Origin of the sequence: Symbiopectobacterium sp. RP, from assembly GCF_050472005.1 — a bacterium.
Lineage (GTDB): Bacteria > Pseudomonadota > Gammaproteobacteria > Enterobacterales > Enterobacteriaceae > Symbiopectobacterium.
In genome coordinates this window covers 1,070,352-1,091,398 of record NZ_JBGOGS010000001.1, presented here as the reverse complement: position 1 = coordinate 1,091,398, position 21,047 = coordinate 1,070,352, and the positions used below count along the sequence as shown (strand labels likewise).

19 protein-coding genes, 1 tRNA gene and 7 pseudogenes are annotated in these 21,047 nt (G+C 50.1%); 9 read left to right on the top strand and 18 right to left on the bottom strand.

Annotated elements, in window-relative coordinates:
- Positions 1-15: 15 nt before the first annotated feature.
- A pseudogene (locus ACD630_RS07135) lies at positions 16-376 on the bottom strand (S4 domain-containing protein).
- Positions 377-853: 477 nt separating this feature from the next.
- On the opposite strand from ACD630_RS07135, the gene ACD630_RS07130 reads away from it, so the two are divergent.
- The gene (locus ACD630_RS07130; RefSeq protein ID WP_430358588.1) at positions 854-1,675 is read left to right on the top strand and encodes an IS630 family transposase; all 822 of its coding nucleotides are present in this window, start codon (positions 854-856) and stop codon (positions 1,673-1,675) included.
- Between the two features lie 23 nt (positions 1,676-1,698).
- Positions 1,699-1,878 (top strand): annotated as a pseudogene (locus ACD630_RS07125) (formate-dependent phosphoribosylglycinamide formyltransferase); the annotation flags it as partial.
- 59 nt (positions 1,879-1,937) lie between these two features.
- On the opposite strand, the gene ACD630_RS07120 reads toward ACD630_RS07125, so the two are convergent.
- The 5 genes and pseudogenes from ACD630_RS07120 to zwf all read right to left on the bottom strand — a co-directional run bounded on the left by ACD630_RS07120 (position 1,938) and on the right by zwf (position 5,110).
- A complete protein-coding gene (locus ACD630_RS07120; RefSeq protein ID WP_430358587.1) occupies positions 1,938-2,579 on the bottom strand; it encodes a bifunctional 4-hydroxy-2-oxoglutarate aldolase/2-dehydro-3-deoxy-phosphogluconate aldolase in 642 nt (213 codons plus the stop codon).
- A 110-nt stretch (positions 2,580-2,689) separates the two neighbouring features.
- Entirely contained in the window at positions 2,690-2,821 is a 132-nt protein-coding gene (locus tag ACD630_RS07115) for a hypothetical protein (protein WP_430358586.1), read from the bottom strand.
- A gap of 35 nt (positions 2,822-2,856) precedes the next feature.
- Positions 2,857-3,216, bottom strand: a pseudogene (locus ACD630_RS07110) (IS630 family transposase); the annotation flags it as partial.
- The gene (locus tag ACD630_RS07105) at positions 3,099-3,569 is read right to left on the bottom strand and encodes an IS630 transposase-related protein (protein WP_430358585.1); all 471 of its coding nucleotides are present in this window, start codon (positions 3,567-3,569) and stop codon (positions 3,099-3,101) included. The pseudogene ACD630_RS07110 and the gene ACD630_RS07105, both read right to left, overlap by 118 nt.
- Positions 3,570-3,631: 62 nt before the next feature.
- Positions 3,632-5,110: a glucose-6-phosphate dehydrogenase gene (gene zwf / locus ACD630_RS07100; RefSeq protein ID WP_430358584.1), complete on the bottom strand. Its 1,479-nt coding sequence runs from the start codon at positions 5,108-5,110 to the stop codon at positions 3,632-3,634.
- A 365-nt stretch (positions 5,111-5,475) separates the two neighbouring features.
- Here zwf and ACD630_RS07095 point away from each other — a divergent pair, with 365 nt between their 5' ends.
- Together ACD630_RS07095 and pyk are read left to right on the top strand one after the other, a co-directional pair.
- The gene (locus tag ACD630_RS07095; protein ID WP_430358583.1) at positions 5,476-6,354 is read left to right on the top strand and encodes a MurR/RpiR family transcriptional regulator; all 879 of its coding nucleotides are present in this window, start codon (positions 5,476-5,478) and stop codon (positions 6,352-6,354) included.
- Between the two features lie 286 nt (positions 6,355-6,640).
- Positions 6,641-8,083, top strand: coding sequence for a pyruvate kinase (pyk, locus tag ACD630_RS07090; protein ID WP_430359940.1), 1,443 nt, complete (start codon positions 6,641-6,643; stop codon positions 8,081-8,083).
- Between the two features lie 184 nt (positions 8,084-8,267).
- Here the strand turns inward: pyk and ACD630_RS07085 are convergent, their stop codons facing one another.
- Genes ACD630_RS07085 through ACD630_RS07075 form a run of 3 tightly spaced genes read right to left on the bottom strand, consistent with a single transcriptional unit; the run spans position 8,268 to position 9,406 of the window.
- Positions 8,268-8,714 carry a hypothetical protein gene (locus ACD630_RS07085; RefSeq protein WP_430358582.1) on the bottom strand — a complete coding sequence of 149 codons (447 nt, stop codon included), beginning with the start codon at positions 8,712-8,714 and terminating at the stop codon, positions 8,268-8,270.
- A 35-nt stretch (positions 8,715-8,749) separates the two neighbouring features.
- Complete coding sequence (locus ACD630_RS07080; RefSeq protein WP_430359939.1) at positions 8,750-9,016, bottom strand: transposase; 267 nt, start codon at positions 9,014-9,016, stop codon at positions 8,750-8,752.
- An 18-nt stretch (positions 9,017-9,034) separates the two neighbouring features.
- The gene (locus tag ACD630_RS07075; RefSeq protein ID WP_430358581.1) at positions 9,035-9,406 is read right to left on the bottom strand and encodes an IS630 transposase-related protein; all 372 of its coding nucleotides are present in this window, start codon (positions 9,404-9,406) and stop codon (positions 9,035-9,037) included.
- A gap of 259 nt (positions 9,407-9,665) precedes the next feature.
- On the opposite strand from ACD630_RS07075, the pseudogene ACD630_RS07070 reads away from it, so the two are divergent.
- Positions 9,666-10,595 (top strand): annotated as a pseudogene (locus ACD630_RS07070) (IS5 family transposase).
- A 599-nt stretch (positions 10,596-11,194) separates the two neighbouring features.
- Here the strand turns inward: ACD630_RS07070 and ACD630_RS07065 are convergent.
- The 3 genes and pseudogenes from ACD630_RS07065 to ACD630_RS07055 form a co-directional block, all read right to left on the bottom strand.
- Positions 11,195-11,271: transfer RNA gene (locus ACD630_RS07065), tRNA-Val, on the bottom strand.
- Between the two features lie 190 nt (positions 11,272-11,461).
- Entirely contained in the window at positions 11,462-11,833 is a 372-nt protein-coding gene (locus tag ACD630_RS07060) for a transposase (RefSeq protein WP_430358580.1), read from the bottom strand.
- A gap of 224 nt (positions 11,834-12,057) precedes the next feature.
- Positions 12,058-12,621, bottom strand: a pseudogene (locus ACD630_RS07055) (transposase); the annotation flags it as partial.
- Positions 12,622-12,632: 11 nt separating this feature from the next.
- Here ACD630_RS07055 and ACD630_RS07050 point away from each other — a divergent pair.
- Together ACD630_RS07050 and ACD630_RS07045 are read left to right on the top strand one after the other, a co-directional pair.
- Positions 12,633-13,130, top strand: coding sequence for a hypothetical protein (locus tag ACD630_RS07050; protein ID WP_430358579.1), 498 nt, complete (start codon positions 12,633-12,635; stop codon positions 13,128-13,130).
- Positions 13,131-13,207: 77 nt separating this feature from the next.
- A complete protein-coding gene (locus ACD630_RS07045) occupies positions 13,208-13,474 on the top strand; it encodes a hypothetical protein (RefSeq protein WP_430358578.1) in 267 nt (88 codons plus the stop codon).
- 148 nt (positions 13,475-13,622) lie between these two features.
- Here the strand turns inward: ACD630_RS07045 and ansP are convergent, their stop codons facing one another.
- Both ansP and ACD630_RS07035 read right to left on the bottom strand, forming a co-directional pair.
- A complete protein-coding gene (gene ansP / locus ACD630_RS07040) occupies positions 13,623-15,089 on the bottom strand; it encodes an L-asparagine permease (RefSeq protein WP_430359938.1) in 1,467 nt (488 codons plus the stop codon).
- A 417-nt stretch (positions 15,090-15,506) separates the two neighbouring features.
- Positions 15,507-15,650: pseudogene (locus ACD630_RS07035) on the bottom strand (IS481 family transposase); the annotation flags it as partial.
- Positions 15,651-15,655: 5 nt separating this feature from the next.
- On the opposite strand from ACD630_RS07035, the pseudogene ACD630_RS07030 reads away from it, so the two are divergent.
- Positions 15,656-15,903: pseudogene (locus ACD630_RS07030) on the top strand (aromatic amino acid transporter AroP); the annotation flags it as partial.
- Between the two features lie 43 nt (positions 15,904-15,946).
- Here the strand turns inward: ACD630_RS07030 and alr are convergent.
- Together alr and dnaB are read right to left on the bottom strand one after the other, a co-directional pair.
- A complete protein-coding gene (gene alr / locus ACD630_RS07025) occupies positions 15,947-17,026 on the bottom strand; it encodes an alanine racemase (protein ID WP_430358577.1) in 1,080 nt (359 codons plus the stop codon).
- Between the two features lie 38 nt (positions 17,027-17,064).
- Positions 17,065-18,471 carry a replicative DNA helicase gene (dnaB, locus tag ACD630_RS07020; protein ID WP_430358576.1) on the bottom strand — a complete coding sequence of 469 codons (1,407 nt, stop codon included), beginning with the start codon at positions 18,469-18,471 and terminating at the stop codon, positions 17,065-17,067.
- 116 nt (positions 18,472-18,587) lie between these two features.
- Between dnaB and ACD630_RS07015 the strand changes: the two genes are divergently transcribed.
- Entirely contained in the window at positions 18,588-19,577 is a 990-nt protein-coding gene (locus ACD630_RS07015; RefSeq protein WP_430358575.1) for a quinone oxidoreductase, read from the top strand.
- 17 nt (positions 19,578-19,594) lie between these two features.
- Here the strand turns inward: ACD630_RS07015 and ACD630_RS07010 are convergent, their stop codons facing one another.
- Both ACD630_RS07010 and ACD630_RS07005 read right to left on the bottom strand, forming a co-directional pair.
- Entirely contained in the window at positions 19,595-20,086 is a 492-nt protein-coding gene (locus ACD630_RS07010) for a hypothetical protein (RefSeq protein ID WP_430358574.1), read from the bottom strand.
- A gap of 138 nt (positions 20,087-20,224) precedes the next feature.
- Positions 20,225-20,923: a hypothetical protein gene (locus tag ACD630_RS07005; RefSeq protein WP_430358573.1), complete on the bottom strand. Its 699-nt coding sequence runs from the start codon at positions 20,921-20,923 to the stop codon at positions 20,225-20,227.
- Positions 20,924-21,047 lie beyond the last annotated feature (124 nt).

Here is a 21,047-nt window from a genome sequence, read left to right as displayed (position 1 = left end):
CTTAATGGTCAGGAACTACTCTGAATCACTTTGTTTAAATTTTATCAGATCGCGCCGTTCTTTTTTATCGGGACGACGATCCGGGTGCGGCATCGTCATGGCGTTCATCTTGCGAGCCAAGGCGACCTTTTCGCGTTTTTCGACGCTTTGCTTGGTCTCTCGATATAGCCAACCGACTTAAAAATGATTACAGCCAATGCCCTGATATGTGGCAAAAAAATACAGCTAATTGTTATCAAAATAATGTCGCTTGGCTATAATGCACCTTGCCGCCGTCGATGGCTTCGCGCGCGACAGCCCGGGTTTTGTAAAATCGAGCAGCCCAGAGCCATTTGTCTAGGCGAATACTGTCATTTGACTCGGTCTTCTCTTTCATATCAACCTCTTGCTCATATACCTCTGGAGCATAAAACACGTTATCCGGACGCGCGTTGCGCCATGCGTAAAGCGGCATAGGTATCTACACATCATAAAGGGTTAAAAACCACCATAGCGAAGTGGGCAAGTTCTTCCGGGGTATAGTCTGCTAATAACGTCAAGGTATTTAGCAGGATGGATAGTCCGGCAAGCAGCGCTGGGGCGCTTTCTTTACGCCCTCGTTTTTATTGTCGTCCGGATAATCGGCAAATTAACTGACGGGCTGCCGCATTGTCGTCTCCTTCAACGCGTTGCAGCCGCCATACCAGCACACATGCCATGCTAGCTATCAATAACCTGCGTAGCAGGGCACCAGCACTGCGCTGAAGCCATTTTTCTACATCATGACCGGCACCTTTCAGCAGCTTAAAAAAGGATTCAATACCCCAGCGCCAGTAATATAGATAAACGACTTAATTTTGATTACATTATTTAAATGAGCTATTCAATTGATTTTAGACGTAAAGTGATATCTACACGGGAAGAAGAAGGGTTGAGTATCCGAGAAACAGCGAAGCAATTTCGGATTGGCCCTGCCTCTGTATCGCGTTGGATTAATCAAATAGCGTCAAAAGCATTGACCACGCGTCAGCGAAAGAGCGATAAATCCGAGTTGATAAAAGATGTTGAACCATATCCAGATGCTTACCAAAAAGAACGTGCAGAGCGTTTTGGCGTTTGTCAGAAGGCCATTTGGCAAGCTCTTAAAAAGCTGGGATTGACCTATAAAAAAACTCTACGTCATCCGAAAGCCGACGAAAGCGCCCGGCAAGCATTTCAACAAAAAATACAACAGTATGAAAAAGAAGGTAAGCCTATTGTTTTTATTGATGAAAGTGGTTTTCCACACGATACCCCACGGACTCACGGCTATTCCCCAAAAGGTCAACGGTGTTTTGGCCTGAAGAACCGGGAAGCCAAGGGAAGAACAAATGTTATCGGCGCGTTATTAGGCACAACGCTGTTTGCTATCGGATTATTTGATATCAATATTAACAGCGATGTTTTCTATTCCTGGGTCACACAAGTCCTTATCCCAGTACTCCCTAAAAACAGGGTAATCGTGATGGACAATGCAACTTTTCACAAAAAACATAATATTCAACAAGTCATCATCGATGCAGGGTATATGGTGGAGTATTTGCCTACATATTCGCCAGATCTTAACCCCATTGAGCATAAATGGGCACAAGCAAAAAGCAAAAAAAGAGAGAGTGGTTGCGATACAGAGATTTTGTTCTCAGTCCATATGGTGTAATCAAAATTAAGTCGCTTGGCTATAACGTCAGCTACAGTGGATTAGAACATGCTCTGCGCCCCGGTACGCAAATTCGCCTGTTCGCCAAACCGAATATCGAAGGTAAGCGCCGAATGGGTGTGGGGCTGGCCGTGGCTGATAATATCGATGATGCAGTGGGGTTGGCAGTCTCAGTCGCCAGTGCAGTAAAAGTGAGCGGATAACCACCGCCTCCCCTCAAAAAAAGCCACGCAATGCGTGGCTTTTTTGTAGTAACCGCGTTTTAGGCTGTAGCGCCTGCAACCGCTTCGCGTGCCAGTTCGGTAATGCGTGAGTAGTCGCCGCTTTCCAGCGTATCGTTTGGCACCAGCCAGGAGCCGCCCACGCACAGCACGCTTTTCAGTGCCAGATAGTCGCGGTAGTTTTTCAGTGAGATACCACCAGTCGGGCAGAAGCGGATTTGGGAGAACGGACCTGCAATCGCTTGCAGCGCTTTTACGCCGCCGTTCGCTTCCGCCGGGAAGAATTTGAACTCACGCAAACCGTAGTCCATACCCAGCATCAGTTCAGAAACGGTGCTGATACCCGGAATCAACGCAATCGGACCTTCCACGGCAGCTTTCAGCAACGGCTCTGTCAAGCCGGGGCTGATAGCGAACTGTGCGCCAGCAGCAATCACATCCGCCAACTGCTGCGGATTGGTTACTGTGCCAGCACCGACAATCGCGTCAGGTACTTCTTTGGCAATGGCACGGATCGCGTCTACTGCGCAGTCGGTACGCAACGTCACTTCCAGAACGCGAACGCCACCCGCTACCAGGGCTTTCACCATCGGTACTGCGTGCTCCAGTTTGTTCACTACGATTACTGGAACCACAGGACCCGTGGTCAAAATTTGCTCTGCGCTCGTTTTCCAGTTTTTCATTCGTCATCATCTCCTGTCATGCCCGGAGGCATCATTAGTCATATAGCGCGCCCCTGCCACAGGGATCTGCCAAAAGCAGACGTCCGACCGCACCGAGTTTTAGCAAAACATTACAAACAAAAATCCCATCGATTACCGGTCACTGCCTCTGTATAGCCAAGCAACTTAATTTTGATTACACCATATGGACTGAGAACAAAATCTCTGTATCGCAACCACTCTCTTTTTTTGCTTGTGCCCATTTATGCTCAATGGGGTTAAGATCTGGCGAATATGTAGGCAAATACTCCACCATATACCCTGCATCGATGATGACTTGTTGAATATTATGTTTTTTGTGAAAAGTTGCATTGTCCATCACGATTACCCTGTTTTTAGGGAGTACTGGGATAAGGACTTGTGTGACCCAGGAATAGAAAACATCGCTGTTAATATTGATATCAAATAATCCGATAGCAAACAGCGTTGTGCCTAATAACGCGCCGATAACATTTGTTCTTCCCTTGGCTTCCCGGTTCTTCAGGCCAAAACACCGTTGACCTTTTGGGGAATAGCCGTGAGTCCGTGGGGTATCGTGTGGAAAACCACTTTCATCAATAAAAACAATAGGCTTACCTTCTTTTTCATACTGTTGTATTTTTTGTTGAAATGCTTGCCGGGCGCTTTCGTCGGCTTTCGGATGACGTAGAGTTTTTTTTTATAGGCCAATCCCAGCTTTTTAAGAGCTTGCCAAATGGCCTTCTGACAAACGCCAAAACGCTCTGCACGTTCTTTTTGGTAAGCATCTGGATATGGTTCAACATCTTTCATCAACTCGGATTTATCGATCTTTCGCTGACGCGTGGTCGATGCTTTTGAGGCTATTTGATTAATCCAACGCGATACAGAGGCAGGGCCAATCCGAAATTGCTTCGCTGTTTCTCGGATACTCAACCCTTCTTCTTCCCGTGTAGATATCACTTTACGTCTAAAATCAATTGAATAGCTCATTTAAATAATGTAATCAAAATTAAGTCGTTTAGCTATAACTCCGCACGGCAGCAGCCAATCGCTTATTCCACTTCATTATTCCAGAAACGGCCATCTCGGGTGATCATGGCGACAGAGGCCACCGGCCCCCAGGTGCCTGCCTGATACGGTTTCGGCGCATCGTTGTCCATCGCCCAAGTTTCCATGATGGAGTCCACCCATTTCCAAGCTTCTTCTGTCTCATCACGACGCACGAACAGGGCCTGAATGCCACGCATGGTTTCCAGCAACAGACGTTCGTAGGCATCGGCCAAATGCTGCTGATTAAAGGTTTCAGAGAAGCTCAAGTCTAGCTTCACGGTTTGCAGACGGTGTTTATGTTCCAACCCGGGAATTTTGTTCAAAATTTGAATTTCAACGCCTTCATCGGGCTGCAAGCGGATGATCAATTTATTCTGCGGCAGTTGCTGGTAAGAATCGTGGAACAGGTTCAACGCCGGATTTTTGAAATAAACCACCACTTCCGAACACTTGGTTGGCAAACGCTTGCCGGTGCGCAGATAGAACGGCACACCCGCCCAACGCCAGTCATCAATATCCACGCGGATCGCAACGAACGTCTCGGTGTTGCTGCTTTTGTTGGCCCCCTCTTCTTCCAGATAGCCTGGCACTTTATGGCCCTGAACAAAGCCGCCGGTATACTGGCCGCGCACCGTGGTTTCATGCACGTTGGAACGATCGATGCGGCGCAGTGAACGCAACACTTTCACTTTTTCGTCACGAATCCGGTCGGTGCTCAGATCCGACGGCGGGGACATGGCGATCATGGTCAAGATCTGCAACAGATGGTTCTGGATCATGTCGCGCATCTGCCCAGCATGCTCGAAATAGCCCCAACGCCCCTCAATGCCTACCTCCTCCGCTACGGTGATCTGCACGTGGTCAATGGTGCGGTGATCCCAGTTGGCAGAGAACAGCGAGTTGGCAAAACGCAGCGCCAGTAGGTTGAGTACCGTCTCTTTACCCAGATAATGGTCGATGCGGTACACCTGACACTCGTCGAAATATTCGGCTACCTGATTGTTGATCTCGCGAGAAGAAGCCAGATCGGAGCCCAGCGGTTTTTCCATCACCACGCGCGACGGCGACTTGTTAAGCCCCGCTTCACCTAACCCGCGACAAATTGCGCCGAAAGTGCTGGGCGGCATGGCGAAATAGTTGATGGTGGTACGGTTCTTTTGATCGAGCATTTTGCTCAGACGTTTGAAACCGGCAGTATCCTGTACATCGAGATTGCAAAAATCCAGCCGACCGCTCAGCGTTTGCCACAGTCCGTCATCGATAGGCTCCTTCATGAAGGTGTCTAATGCTTCGCGGACTACGCTGACATATTTTTCCTTATCCCACTCTGCTCGTCCCACGCCGATGACGCGCGTGTCCGGGTGAATGTGACCGGCTTTTTCCAATTGATACAGAGACGGCAGCAATTTTCGGCGCGCCAAATCGCCTTTCGCACCGAAAATAACCAGATCACACGCCTGGGCTGTTGAAGTTACCGCCATGTTCATCTCCTCGTTGCAGGATGTTGTAATTTTATTACAGCAATAATGTACTCTTTTTGACTAGGACCCGTAAACCCGTCAATAAACATCATTAAGTTTCATAATGTGCATCACGTAATGATGAAAAAATCCACTGTATGAATAACTGAAACGGTTTAGGCGTTCCTCCAAAAGAGAAATTTTCTGTCTTTTCTGACAGTCGGTTACTTTTTTGAAAGTTAGACACACGTCATGTTCTCAGAAAAAAATGCGCAGCCTTACGCAGTTTTCCCTGCCAACCCGACATAGGGCGTAGTATATTCCCATGAATTCTGCATCGGTTTCCCTCTGGTTGAAATCGATAAAATCGCACATGGTCTCATTATATGAACATGCTGGACAAAATTCTGAGCCACCTTGAGCTCCTCAGCAAATCAGAACGAAAAGTGGCAGAGGTTATTTTGGCTGCACCACATACCGCCATCCACTCCAGTATTGCCACACTGGCTGGTATGGCGGAGGTCAGTGAGCCCACCGTCAACCGCTTCTGCCGCCGTTTGGAAACCAAAGGTTTTCCCGATTTCAAACTTCATTTGGCGCAAAGCATTGCCAATGGCACGCCGTATGTTAACCGTAACGTCGATGAAGATGACAGCGTCGATTCCTATACCAGCAAAATTTTTGAATCTACCATGGCAGGGCTGGAGCACGCCAAATCGAATCTGGATATCACCGCGCTCAATCGTGCCGTCGATCTGCTGACACAGGCCAAGAAAATCTCGTTTTTCGGCTTTGGTGCATCTGCCGCCGTGGCGCACGATGCGATGAATAAATTCTTCCGCTTTAATATTCCTGTCGTTTACTTTGATGACATTGTCATGCAGCGCATGAGTTGCATGAGCTCCTGCGATGGGGACGTTGTGGTGTTGATCTCCCATACCGGCAGGACCAAAAGTCTGGTTGAACTGGCTCAGTTAGCACGGGAAAACGATGCAACGGTTATCGCCATCACGTCAGACGCCAGTCCCCTTGCCCACGAGGCGTCTTTGACGCTGCGCGTCGATGTGCCGGAGGACACGGATGTTTATATGCCCATGGTGTCCCGTATCGCGCAGTTAACGCTGATTGACGTATTGGCAACCGGCTTTACGCTGCGTCGCGGTGCCAAATTCAGGGATAACCTTAAACGCGTCAAGGAAGCCTTACGGGAGTCGCGCTTTGACAAAAGCGATCGTTTTGGGGGTTCCTACGGTAACGAGCACTAAGCACTTGTTTTACAATTTTGTGTTTATATAAACAGGTGTTTTTATTAAAATATTATTTTTGTTAGCACAATGCGTTTGTATTTAACGAGTTACCCGACACGATAACCATAACAAGGGGAAGGGTTGGCTATCCTTAAGGAATAATGGCTGCTATACATGACCATTGCCCGGTACAGCCACCCGAAATTAACCACGGATGCGGGCCGTGTTTGCATTTTATCTGATGCGAGAGCGCGGTTCGGCACTACTCACTTCACTATTGCTTCACAAGTCAACGGAGTTATACATGTCCAGACGGCTCAGAAGAACCAAAATCGTCACTACGCTGGGGCCAGCTACCGACCGCGACAATAATCTGGAAAAGGTCATTGCCGCAGGCGCTAACGTAGTCCGCCTGAATTTTTCGCACGGTACGCCTGAAGATCACCAGCTGCGTGCGGACAAAGTGCGTGAAATCGCAGCAAAATTGGGCCGCCATGTGGCAATTCTGGGCGACCTCCAGGGGCCAAAAATTCGCGTTTCAACCTTCAAGGAAGGCAAAGTCTTCCTGAACGTTGGCGACAAATTCCTGCTGGACGCCAACCTGGGCAAAGGTGAAGGCGATAAAGAAAAAGTGGGCATCGACTACAAAGGCTTGCCAGCCGATGTGGTGCCAGGTGACATCTTGTTGCTTGACGATGGTCGCGTACAGTTGAAAGTATTGCGTGTAGACGGCATGAAGGTGTTTACCGAAGTGACCGTTGGCGGCCCTCTGTCCAATAATAAAGGGATTAACAAGCTCGGTGGCGGTCTGTCTGCCGAAGCCTTAACCGAGAAAGATAAAGCCGATATCATTACAGCGGCCAAAATTGGCGTCGATTATCTGGCAGTATCTTTCCCTCGCTGCGGCGAAGACCTCAATTACGCACGCCGACTGGCACGCGATGCCGGCAGTCAAGCAAAGATCGTTTCCAAGGTAGAACGTGCGGAAGCCGTCGCGACAGACGAAGCCATGGATGACATCATTCTGGCCTCCGATGTGGTAATGGTGGCACGTGGCGATCTGGGGGTTGAAATTGGTGACCCGGAACTGGTCGGTATTCAGAAGAAACTGATCCGTCGTGCACGTCAGGTGAACCGTGCAGTGATCACCGCGACCCAGATGATGGAGTCTATGATCACCAACCCAATGCCGACCCGTGCTGAAGTCATGGATGTCGCCAACGCCGTGTTGGATGGCACCGATGCCGTAATGCTGTCAGCAGAAACCGCTGCCGGCCAGTACCCGGCAGAGACCGTCGCAGCGATGGCCAGCGTGTGTCTCGGCGCGGAAAAAATTCCGAGCATCAATGTCTCCAAACACCGTCTGGATGTGCAATTCGATAACATCGAAGAATCGATTGCCATGTCCACGATGTATGCTGCGAATCACCTGAAAGGCATTACCGCCATTATTGCCATGACCGAGTCTGGCCGCACCGCGCTGATGATGTCTCGTATCAGTTCCGGTTTGCCCATTTTCGCCATGTCTCGCCATGAGCATACCTTGAATCTCACGGCGCTTTACCGTGGTGTTACACCGGTACATTTTGACAGTTACACCGACGGTGTTGCCGCAGCTAACGATGCGGTTATTCGTTTGCGTGACAAAGGCTTCTTGGTGTCTGGGGATCTGGTTATCGTCACTCAAGGCGACGTCATGAGTACGGTAGGCACCACCAACACCTGCCGCATCCTGCGCGTCGAATAATCTTTTTCTACGCAAATAATAAAAGCCCCTGATTCAGGGGCTTTTATTTTAGTGACAAGCCTATCTAAAACAGCTGTTCCCGCCGACGCCCAGTCATTCCCGCGAAGGCAGGAATCTCGCACAAGGGAAACGCGTTCTTTCTGACAGAAATCCCCCGGCTTTCACCATAGATATCTACACATCATCAAGGGTTAAAAACCACCATAGCGAAGTGGGCAAGTTCTTCCGGGGTATAGTCTGCTAATAACGTCAAGGTATTTAGCAGGATGGATAGTCCGGCAAGCAGCGCTGGGGCGCTTTCTTTACGCCCTCGTTTTTGTTGTCGTCCGGATAATCGGCAAATTAACTGACGGGCTGCCGCATTGTCGTCTCCTTCAGCGCGTTGCAGCCGCCATACCAGCACACATGCCATGCTAGCTATCAATAACCTGCGTAGCAGGGCACCAGCACTGCGCTGAAGCCATTTTTCTACATCATGACCGGCACCTTTCAGCAGCTTAAAAAAGGATTCAATACCCCAGCGCCAGTAATACCAGCGAGCGACTTCCGCGCTGGTGATCTCGTTGCTAACGTTTGTGAGCAGCGTCCAGCGTCCGATAAATTTACCGTGAGTATCGGTAAGGCGAACCACAACTAATCTGTACTAGCTCAGACCTGATCTGACAGTTACCGATTATTTATACAGGTGTCCATCACGATTACACTGTTTTTAGGGAGTACTGGGATAAGGACTTGTGTGACCCAGGAATAGAAAACAGCGTTGTTAATATTGATATCAAATAATCCGATAGCAAACAGCGTTGTGCCTAATAAAGCGCCGATAACATTTGTTCTTCCCTTGGCTCCCCAGTTCTTCAGGCCAAAACACCGTTGACCTTTTGGGGAATAGCCGTGAGTCCGTGGGGTATCGTGTGGAAAACCACTTTCATCAATAAAAACAATAGGCTTACCTTATTTTTCATACTGTTGTTTTTTTTGTTGAAATGCTTGCCGGGCGCTTTCGTCGGCTTTCGGATGACGTAGAGTTTTTTTATAGGTCAATCCCAGCTTTTTAAGAGCTTGCCAAATGGCCTTCTGACAAACGCCAAAACGCTCTGCACGTTCTTTTTGGTAAGCATCTGGATATGGTTCAACATCTTTTATCAACTCGGATTTATCGCTCTTTCGCTGACGCGTGGTCGATGCTTTTGACGCTATTTGATTAATCCAACGCGATACAGAGGCAGGGCCAATCCGAAATTGCTTCGCTGTTTCTCGGATACTCAACCCTTCTTCTTCCCGTGTAGATATCACTTTACGTCTAAAATCAATTGAATAGCTCATTTAAATAATGTAATCAAAATTAAGTCGTTTTGCTATAATAATGCTCCTCCGTCAATGAATCGCGGTCCTTTTAATCAATGGAAAAAATCATACTGGAAAACAAGGTCGCTTGATTTTTGAGGAGAAATCGATGATTGATGAATTGTTTCTAAGAATTGAAAAAATAATGGCTGATAGTGAGGAGGGCTTTGTTGAATAAATAGAACTTTTGGGTAATCATCGGAGCAGATCAACACAGTTGTTTCAAAATCAGGTCTCCATGGCAAAACAAAATTTTAAAATCACCAGCTGGCCCTCTTATAACAAGGCCCTCAAGCAGCGCGCTTCTCTAACCGTATGGCTAGATGAATCAGCCATTGCTGCATGGACGGAAAAAAACACTACTGAACGGCGTGGACGACCGCTCCACTACTCAGATATGGCCATCACCACAGTCCTGATGATGAAACGCGTGTTTGGCCTTTCATTGAGGGCTTTACAGGGCTTTGTTGACTCGATTTTTAAACTGATTAAATTGTCGCTCCATTGTCCAGACTATTCACTGCTCAGCAAGCGAGCAAAGACAGTGAACATCAGCATAAAAACGCCAACCCGTGGTGAAATCTCACATCTGGTCATTGATGGAACCGGCCTGAAGGTCTTTGGCGAAGGCGAATGGAAAGTCCGGCAGCATGGTGCCGACAGACGCAGGGTATGGCGTAAGCTGCACCTGGCAGTAGACAGTGTGACGCATGAGATTATCTGTGCGGATTTGTCGCTCAGTGGTATGACTGATGCCCAAGCTCTACCGGCGCTGATAAACCAGAGCCACCGGAAAATCAGAGAGGCATCGGCTGACGGCGCTTAGGATACAGTTTACTGTTACTGCTATGATGCTCTGCTGAGGAAGAAAATAAGGCCGCTTATCCCGCCACGAAGGGGGGCGCAATATTGGCAAGATCACTACCACGAGCGTAACCACGCTGTTGAAAATCAGCGCATTAGCGGTAGTAACGCTATCTGGAAAAAGAAAGTGGGCTATCACCGGCGCTCAGTGGCTGAAACGGCCATGTTCCGGTTCAAAAGGCTTCTGGGTGGTCATCTAAGTCTGAGAGACTACGATGGTCAGGTGGGTGAAGCCATGGCCATGGTCAAAGCGCTTAACCTGATCACGCTATTAGGAATGCCGAACAGTATTCGCATCACATAACAATCGACCCGTATGGTGCGCAGTCGTTACAAGTTCTGATTTATTCAACAAAGCCCTGTTGGTGTTGTTGTAGTCCCTCCGGTTTTTAGTACCACAGCAAAGGTCTCTTTAGGGGTGAAATGATCTCTTCCCAATATCGGTGCCAGAATAAAGGGAAGAGATCAAGCGGAAGTGCCAAGACTTCCCACCGTTTGGCGAGCTGGAAAGGGAAAGGTCATGATCATTTGGGATTGCATAGGCTTTGCCAATTGCTTTTGCATGGTGAACAGTTATAGCCAACCGACTTAAAAATGATTACAGCCAATGCCCTGATATGTGGCAAAAAATACAGCTAATTGTTATCAAAATAATGTCGCTTGGCTATATAGTGGAGAGTACCATGAGCGTCGTTCCTGATTAGGACCAGAGCCGGATTTTGGTTCTCGGTAATAATGTTGTTTAACAGTAACAATCTGGAAGTGAAGTCACTCGTATTCAAATGGACTTAAAGCCATCAGAATTGAGCAGATTTCAATAGATTTTACTGGAACAAGAGAAGAGTGGATCTTTCTTCTTTTCAAGATGCTATAGACATTAGTATACGTCTATAAAATATGAATTGGTACGACCAAGTGGACTCGAACCACCGACCCCCACCATGTCAAGGTGGTGCTCTAACCAACTGAGCTATGGTCGTACTGTATGTAGTATCAATCAATTAGTTGATTAGATACATTTTTTGACACTCCTGCTGGAGGAGTGGGCGCTATTATGGCGTTGTCCTCCCATGATGGCAAGTGCTTTATTACCGCTTTTTTACTGAGTGCTGAATGTTTGTGCTGCGCGCTTCCCCGTAGGTCATTTATAGCCAAGCGACTTAATTTTGATTACACCATATGAACTGAGAACAAAATCTCTGTATCGCAACCACTCTCTCTTTTTTTGCTTTTTGCTTGTGCCCATTTATGCTCAATTGGGTTAAGATCTGGCGAATATGTAGGCAAATACTCCAGCATATACCCTGCATCGATGATGACTTGTTGAATATTATGTTTTTTGTGAAAAGTTGCATTGTCCATCACGATTACACTGTTTTTAGGGAGTACTGGGATAAGGACTTGTGTGACCCAAGAATAGAAAACATCGCTGTTAATATTGATATCAAATAATCCGATAGTAAACAGCGTTGTGCCGGCTTTGTTGAATAATAGTGAGTCATGCTGTTTTGCCAGCCAGTTTTGGTAGAAAATGCTTGTCACCTCAGGTTTACAGTTTTCTTATGAGGCCTAACTGCATGATTTTGCTTTGCGAGGATCTGTCGTTTCACCGGGGGGGTAGCATAAAATATGTTTATTCAACAAAGCCCGTTGTGCCTAATAAAGCGCCGATAACATTTGTTCTTCCCTGGCTCCCCAGTTCTTCAGGCCAAAACACCGTTGACCTTTTGAGGAATAGAGTTATTAGCAAATCTGGTGTATGGCGATCAGGCTACGTTCCGCTCTGATGCTTCGTGAATCTGTTCTCCATCCTTAAATTGGACGTTGCTTACAACCAGGGTCAGCAGGTCAAATCCTCTTAGTCGGTTCCAGCTTTTCTGAGCTGACTGGAGCAACTTAAATACCATTGACAGGGTTGTTTCTCTCGAACCACCGTTCTTCGCGCCTCTGCTTCGTAGCCTCACAGTCGCAAAAGCCGATTCAATCGGATTTGTCGTTCTTATTGACGCCCAGTGCTCTGACGGGAAGTCGTAGAATGCCAGCAGTTCTTCTCGAGCTTTCTCCAGCTTCTTCATCGCTGCAGGATACTTCGCTGAAAACCTTGCCAACAAACATCAAAGGCTTCATTAGCGGCATCGCGGCTCTCTGCTAGCCAAACCTCCCGCAGCTCAGCCTTAACTTTCGGTTGCATGGCTTTGGGGAGTGAAGCCAACACATTAGCGGTTTTGTGCACCCAACAGCGTTGGTGCTGCGTGTCCGGGAATATCTTTGCCATTATTCCAAAAACCAAGGGCACCGTCTCCCGTAGCCAGCTTGGGAGATATAGCCAACCGACTTAAAAATGATTACAGCCAATGCCCTGATATGTGGCAAAAAAATACAGCTAATTGTTATCAAAATAATGTCGCTTGGCTATATCGGGCATATGCGCACATTAAGCTCCCAGGGAATATGTTGGCTTATCCGGGGAAAGGAAGGGCATCGGGCCGAGTGGGGCAGTGACACCCGTAAAATTGGTGAAATTGCAGACGATCTGCCATTTATCGCAAACGGACAGGTTGGCTGGAAAGGGAAAAAAGCCAATATGGAGATCGGGGAAACATCCGTGATCATAACGCGAACAGTAAAACCGAAGCGGAAAGACAAGAACACCGGAGGGCGAGTGAAAGTTCAGCCAGGTGTAGCTCTGACACTCAGATTAGTTGTGGTTTGCCTTACCGATACTCACGGTAAATTTATCGGACGCTGCTCACAAACGTTAGCAACAAGATCACCAGCGCGGAAGTCGCTCGCTGGTATTACTGGCGCTGGGGTATTGAATCCTTTTTTAAGCTGCTGAAAGGTGCCGGTCATGATGTAGAAAAATGGCTTCAGCGCAGTGCTGGTGCCCTGCTACGCAGGTTATTGATAGCTAGCATGGCATGTGTGCTGGTATGGCGGCTGCAACGCGCTGAAGGAGACGACAATGCGGCAGCCCGTCAGTTAATTTGCCGATTATCAGGACGACAACAAAAACGAGGGCGTAAAGAAAGCGCCCCAGCACTGCTTGCCGGACTATCCATCCTGCTAAATACCTTGACGTTATTAGCAGACTATACCCCGGAAGAACTTGCCCACTTAGCTATGGTGGTTTTTAACCCTTTATTATGTGTAGATACCTATGGCGTTAGAGGAAGGCATTAACCGTATGCCGGGCTTCTCACCGGAGTTGCAAGGCGTTTATAGCGTTGAGCAGGACGATGGCAGCAAGCGCCTGTGCTCGCATGTGATTCAGGAATAATCGCTATTAACGGTATTAGTGGCGCGAGGCGTAAACCCTCGCGCCGTTTTTTTATTCGGTGACAGAGGCAGGGGTTGCCACGATTTCGCCATTAGCCGCAGCGCGACGCTTTTTCAGGCCATACCAGCCCACAATCAGCAGGATAGCCAGCACCGGCGTGGAGGCAATGGTCCAGGTGCCGTTCGGGTAGTCAAACGCCATCAGCACCATCACGCCCAGCAAGAACAGCAGTGTCAGCCAAGAGGTAAACGGTGCACCGGGCATCTTGAATGAAACGGGTTCCGCTCTAGCCTGTTTGATGGCTTGGCGCAGCTTCATCTGGCACAAAATAATGAATGTCCAGGAACAGATGATGCCGATAGAGGCCATGTTCAGCACAATCTCAAACACCTGTGACGGCACAATATAGTTAAGGAATACCCCAACGATATGGATCGCCACCGTTACCATGATGCCGGTATAGGGAACAGACTGCGCACTCATTTTCGACAAGAAGTGCGGCGCTGAGCCACCCTGAGACAGAGAGCGCAGAATGCGTCCGGTCGAATAGAGGCCGGAGTTCAGGCTGGATAGGGCTGCCGTAAGCACTACCACGTTCATCACATCGCCCATGTAGGGCACGCCCAGCTTGCTAAAGAAGGTGACAAATGGGCTTTGCCCGGCCTGATAGGTGTTCCACGGCAGCAGACACACCAGCAGCACGATAGAGCCGACGTAAAACAAGGCGATACGCCAGATAACGCTGTTGACGGCTTTGGGCAGAATGTGCCGGGCGTCTTTGGCTTCACCAGCGGCAGTGCCGATGATCTCGATGCCGGCGAAGGCAAAGATCACGCCCTGAACCAACACCAATGCGGGCAATAATCCGTGGGGGAACAGGCCACCGTTATCACTGATGAGATGAAAACCGGTCGGGTTGCCCGTAACAGGGTGACCGCTTGCCAGAAACACCGTACCGACAATCAGGAACAGCGAAATGGCGGCGACCTTGATCAAGGCAAACCAGAACTCCATCTCCGCGAACCATTTCACGCCAATCAGGTTCATGGTGGTAACGATGGATAGTGCGCCTAAAGCTAACACCCACTGCGGCACATCGGCAAAGGTTCCCCAGTAGTGCATATAGAGCGCAACCGCAGTGATATCCACAATGCCGGTCATCGCCCAGTTAAGGAAATACATCCAGCCTGCAAGGTACGAGCCTTTTTCGCCGAGGAATTCTCGTGCATAAGAGACAAAACTGCCGCTGGAAGGGCGATGAACAATCAACTCACCGAGTGCACGCAAGATAAAGAAAGAGAAAATACCGCAGGTCAAATACACCAGAGCCAGTGAAGGGCCTGCCAATTGCAGGCGTGCTCCTGCACCTAAAAACAGTCCGGTACCGATAGAGCCGCCAATGGCGATCATTTGCACGTGGCGTTTGCTAATGCTTTTTTGATAACCCTTTTCGTGGGAGTCGAGCCAGTTTTTTTTGCTGGTCTGATGCGTCACATCTGTTGTGTTGTTGTGTGTCATGCTCTGTTTGTGTTCCTGCTGGTCTTTCATGCCTGATGGCGTTTGGTTTGACGTTGCGGTCATGCAGGTGCGCGGTTCGCGTCTCCTCGCTCCGCAGTCATAACCCTTTATTATGTTTGTTTCGGGCAGCGATGCTACCCTTTCTCGTCTGTGCTGGCAAAAAAAAGTGTTGGGATTGTGTGCAATGGTATGGAGTGCAATGACATTGTGCTGTGCGCGAAGTGATGCGCCGCTGCCCAAGCATCGAAATTAACAGCACATTGGAGGCGTTCACTTTCTTATTTCGGCTTTTTGCTAGATTACGTGAGAGGACTTGTTGTGAAGCAGGATGAACCAGAGACAGACCGAATGTACTGATTTGTACTAGCTCAGACCTGATCTGACAGTTACCGATTATTTATACAGGTGTCTGTCAGATTACATCTGGTTCAGATTCTTTTCTGCCCAGATCCGTTTTCCATCGAGTAAAGTGGCCATCGGCGTACGCCCGCAGCACATTTTTCCCTGATGAGTTCGCTCATTATTGTAATGCCACAACCAGTTGTCCAGATCTACCTGCAGGCTATACACACCTCAAGTTCCGCCATGCGATGCAAGCGACCGCCAAGAAACGCGTTTTAAAAGCTGGGTCTATCCGCTGACCAACGTGATTTGCCTGCTGTTTCTGGCGGGTATTCTGGTGATCATGGCGATGACGCCCGGTATCCAGATCTCGGTATGGCTGATTCCCGTGTGGCTGGTGGCAATGGTTGTGGCTTATCGGGTGAAGAACCGTAACCGCACCCCGACAGATATCGCGGTCAGTGATGTGTAATTGATTAGGAAAGGTGTACCCTGTTGTACGCCTTTCTTACGCATTAATCGTCGAGGTACTCCAGCGCCAGGCGCTGTGTCACACGGGTAATTAGTTCGTAAGCGCTGATCTTGGTGTGTGCAGCGATCCGCTCGACGGGCAGCGCCTCTCCCCACAATATCACTTCATCGCCCACCTGCTCCTGTGCATCGGGTCCCAAATCGACCGTCAACATATCCATCGATACGCGTCCCACCAACGGCACCTCGCGGCCATTGACCAGTACTGGTGTACCCAACGGCGCTGAGCGCGGATAGCCATCGCCATAGCCCATTGCTACCACGCCGAGCAGGGTATCGCGCTCGCTGGTCCAGATACAGCCGTAACCCTCGGCTTCACCCGCTTTGTGCTCACGCACCGCGATCAGGTGCGAAGTGAGCGTCATGGCGGGTTGCAGTCCAAAATGCGTGGCGGTTTCAGTGGCCAGTGGTGATACGCCGTAGAGAATAATCCCCGGCCGTACCTGATTACGGTGTGCCTGTGGCCACAGCAGAATGCCGCCGGAAGCAGCGATAGATTGCGCGCCGGGCTTCCCTTCGACAAAAGCATCAAAGCAGGCAATCTGTTTCAGGGTGGTATTGAACTCTGGCTCATCGGCGCGGCAAAAATGGCTCATGATATTCACCGGTTGCACCACATTGCGGCACTGGGTCAGCCGTTGATAAAACGCTTCCGCTTTATCGGGACGCACACCCAAACGGTGCATGCCCGTATCCAGCTTCATCCACACGGTAAGAGGGGGCGACAAATCGGCCTGCTCCAAGGCTTCCAGCTGCTCGACGCTGTGCACCGCGGTTTCCAATTGATGCTGTGCCAGTAAGGGAAGGTCGTCGGCAGAGAAAAACCCTTCCAGCAGCAGGATGGGTTTGGTGATGCCCGCTTGGCGCAGTGCCAACGCCTCCGAGAGTCGGGCGACGCCGAAGCAGTCGGCATCCTGAAGGGTGGTGGCGCATTCCACGGCACCGTGGCCGTATGCATTGGCCTTGACGACGGCGAGCAGCCGACTGTTAGGCGCTAACTGGCGCACGTGCTGCATATTGTGACGCAATGCGCGGCAACTGATGACGGCGGTTGCCGTTTTCATTTCTACTGTCCTTAGCGCTGCCCGCTCAGGTGCGCTATTTATTCATCATCGTATTGTGGACCGGCGTAATTATCAAAACGCGACCACTGCCCGTTGAAGGTCAACCGAACGGTACCGATAGGGCCGTTACGCTGTTTCCCTAAGATAATCTCAGCGATGCCTTTCAAATCGCTGTTTTCATGATAAACCTCATCACGATAGATAAACATAATCAGGTCAGCATCCTGCTCGATAGATCCGGATTCACGCAGGTCGGAGTTGACCGGGCGTTTGTCCGCTCGCTGCTCCAGACTACGGTTAAGCTGAGAGAGTGCGACCACAGGCACTTGCAATTCTTTTGCCAATGCCTTGAGAGAACGGGAAATTTCGGCGATCTCAAGGGTTCGGTTATCCGAAAGGGCGGGCACCCGCATCAGTTGCAGGTAGTCGATCATGATCAGGCTGAGGCCATCATGCTCGCGGAAAACGCGGCGCGCACGGGCGCGCACTTCCGTGGGCGTCAGGCCGGAAGAGTCATCGATATACATGTTCTTCTTCTCCAGCAGGATGCCCATGGTGCTGGAGATGCGCGCCCAGTCCTCGTCATCCAACTGCCCGGTACGGATACGGGTTTGATCCACGCGCGACAACGAGGCCAGCATACGCATCATGATCTGTTCGCCGGGCATTTCCAGGCTGAAGATCAGCACCGGCTTTTCTTGCATCATGGCGGCGTTTTCGCACAGGTTCATGGCGAACGTGGTTTTCCCCATTGAGGGGCGCGCCGCAACGATGATCAAATCCGATTTTTGCAGTCCGGCGGTTTTTTTATCCAGATCCTGATAGCCGCTGGAAACGCCGGTTACCCCGTCGTGCGGACGTTGATACAACTGCTCGATGCGTGAGACGGTATCTTCCAGAATGCGATCGATACTTTTTGGGCCTTCATCCTTGCTGGCACGGCTTTCCGCGATCTGAAACACGCGTGACTCCGCCAGATCCAGCAGATCTTCACTGCTGCGGCCCTGTGGATCGTAGCCTGCATCAGCGATTTCATGGGCTACAGCGATCATCTCACGCACCACCGCCCGTTCGCGCACGATATCGGCATAGGCACTGATGTTGGCGGCGCTGGGGGTGTTCTTCGCCAGTTCTGCCAGATAAGCAAAACCGCCGACCATGTCCAGTTCGCCTTTTTGCTCCAGCGACTCGGACAGGGTGATGAGATCGATGGGCTTGTTCAATTCCAACAGGCGCTGCATTTCGCTGAAAATCAGACGGTGGGCGCGGTTGTAGAAATCGTTAGCGACGACGCGTTCTGCGACGTTATCCCAGCGCTCGTTGTCGAGCATCAAGCCGCCCAGAACCGACTGTTCCGCTTCCAGCGAGTGGGGCGGAAGCTTTAACCCTTCCACCTGTCGGTCGCGGGGCTGTTTCGATGGGGGAGCGGTGCGCTTTTCTGCCATGGGATTACGTTCTTTATTGGTTGATTTGTCATTCCATAAGGAGGCATTGTATACGAAACTGACGTGATAAAAACGCGCCCGTGTGTTTATCGCACCGTACTGCATCAGGAGAAAACATGGCGAAACGCATTCAATTCAGCACCCACGGCGGCCCTGAGGTGCTGGAGTACGTTGATTTTACCCCGCGTGAACCGGCTGCGGGTGAAGTACAAATTGAAAACCGTGTTGTTGGGATCAACTTTATCGATACCTACGTGCGCAGTGGGCTTTATCCGGTACAGACCTTCCCGTCTGGGCTGGGCACTGAAGCGGCGGGAGTGGTGGCGAAAGTCGGCGCGGGCGTAAGTGGTTTTCAGGTCGGCGATCGCGTGGTGTACGCGCAAGCGGGGCTGGGCGCTTACAGTGTGGTGCACAACGTGGTGGCGGATCGCGTAGCGCATCTGCCAGAGGCCATCAGCTTTGAGCAGGGTGCGGCATCGTTCCTGAAAGGGCTGACGGTATACTACCTGCTGCGTGAAACCTATGAGATCAAATCCGGTGAGACATTCCTGTTCTACGCGGCCGCCGGTGGCGTTGGCCTGATCGCCTGCCAGTGGGCCAAGGCGCTGGGTGCGAAACTTATTGGTACGGTCGGGTCAGATGACAAGGCGGCGCTGGCGCGCCAGGCAGGTGCTTGGGCGACCATCAACTATCGCAGTGAGAACATCGCGCAGCGGGTATTGGAATTAACCGATGGGCAGAAGGTGACCGTGGTGTACGACTCGGTGGGTAAAGACACCTGGGAAGCCTCGCTCGACAGCCTGCAACGTCGCGGTTTGATGGTGAGCTTCGGTAACACTTCCGGCACGGTGACCGGCGTGAACCTAGGCATTCTGAATCAGAAAGGGTCGCTTTACGTGACGCGTCCGTCGCTGTTTGGCTATGTGACCAACCGGGCCGAACTGGATAAAGCGAGCAGCGAGCTGTTTTCGCTGATTGCCAGCGGCGCTATCAAGGTAGATGTTTCTGCCAATCAGATCTTCGGGCTGTCGGAAGCGCAAAAGGCGCATTGTGCACTGGAGAGCCGTCAGACGCATGGTTCCTGCCTGCTGATCCCTGGACGATAAGCATAGGTATCTACACATCATAAAGGGTTAAAAACCACCATAGCTAAGTGGGCAAGTTCTTCCGGGGTATAGTCTGCTAATAACGTCAAGGTATTTAGCAGGATGGATAGTCCGGCAAGCAGCGCTGGGGCGCTTTCTTTACGCCCTCGTTTTTGTTGTCGTCCGGATAATCGGCAAATTAACTGACGGGCTGCCGCATTGTCGTCTCCTTCAGCGCGTTGCAGCCGCCATACCAGCACACATGCCATGCTAGCTATCAATAACCTGCGTAGCAGGGCACCAGCACTGCGCTGAAGGCATTTTTCTACATCATGACCGACACCTTTCAGCAGCTTAAAAAAGGATTCAATACCCCAGCGCCAGTAATACCAGCGAGCGACTTCCGCGCTGGTGAGCTCGTTGCTAACGTTTGTGAGCAGCGTCCAGCGTCCGATAAATTTACCGTGAGTATCGGTAAGGCGAACCACAACTAATCTGAGTGTCAGAGCTACGTCTGGCTGAACTTTCACTCGCCGTCCGGTGTTCTTGTCTTTCCGCTTCGCTTTTGCTGTTCACGTTATAGCCAAGCGACATTATTTTGATAACAATTAGCTGTATTTTTTGCCACATATCAGGGCATTGGCTGTAATCATTTTTAAGTCGTTTGGCTATATGATCACGGATGTTTCCCCGATCTCCATATTGGCTTTTTTCCCTTTCCAGCCAACCTGTCCGTTTGCGATAAATGGCAGATCGTCTGCAATTTCACCAATTTTACGGGTGTCACCGCCCCACTCGGCCCGATGCCCTTCCTTTCCCCGGATAAGCCAACATATTTCCAGGGAGCTTAATGTGCGCATATGCCCGATAGAGTCACCTTCACGGTCAATGAGATGAACTAACTTCTTCCCGGTATCAAGAGACTCAACGCGGGCGATATCAGCCGTCAAAGCATCCATATGAGTCAGACTCTCAGACAAGCCCTCGGTTAGCGTTGAACGACAACCCGCCCTATCGGTTAGAGTTTGAGACAGGGGCGCTATTGGTAAACCATTTGCAGCATCAAGCAGTAGGCGGGTTTGTAGTTCATAACCGACGTCGCCACCATGCGTCATTTTCAAACGTTCTTCTTTCCCATTGTGGGTACGAAACTGTAAATGAGACCAGTCGTGAACGACGGGAGCGTATGGATGCGGGCTAAGTGCAACCTGCCGGAGAGCCAGCGAAATAATCGGTTCATTGAGCTGACTGAAGCTAATACGTTCATTATTAAAAAAACGCCAAACGGCCTGAGTAGTGGCGAATGTTGTTTTCTGCGCGCAGGCAAGGTCTTTAACGGCTGACGCCAATGGTGCTGGGGGAGTCATGTGTTGCTTAACCAGACGCTGATAACGCCGGTTAAGGCGGGCATCAATCCCGCTAAGTTGAGATCATGCAGCAACGTAATAGCAGATATTGCAAAAGATGTGTAGATATAGCCAACCGACATTA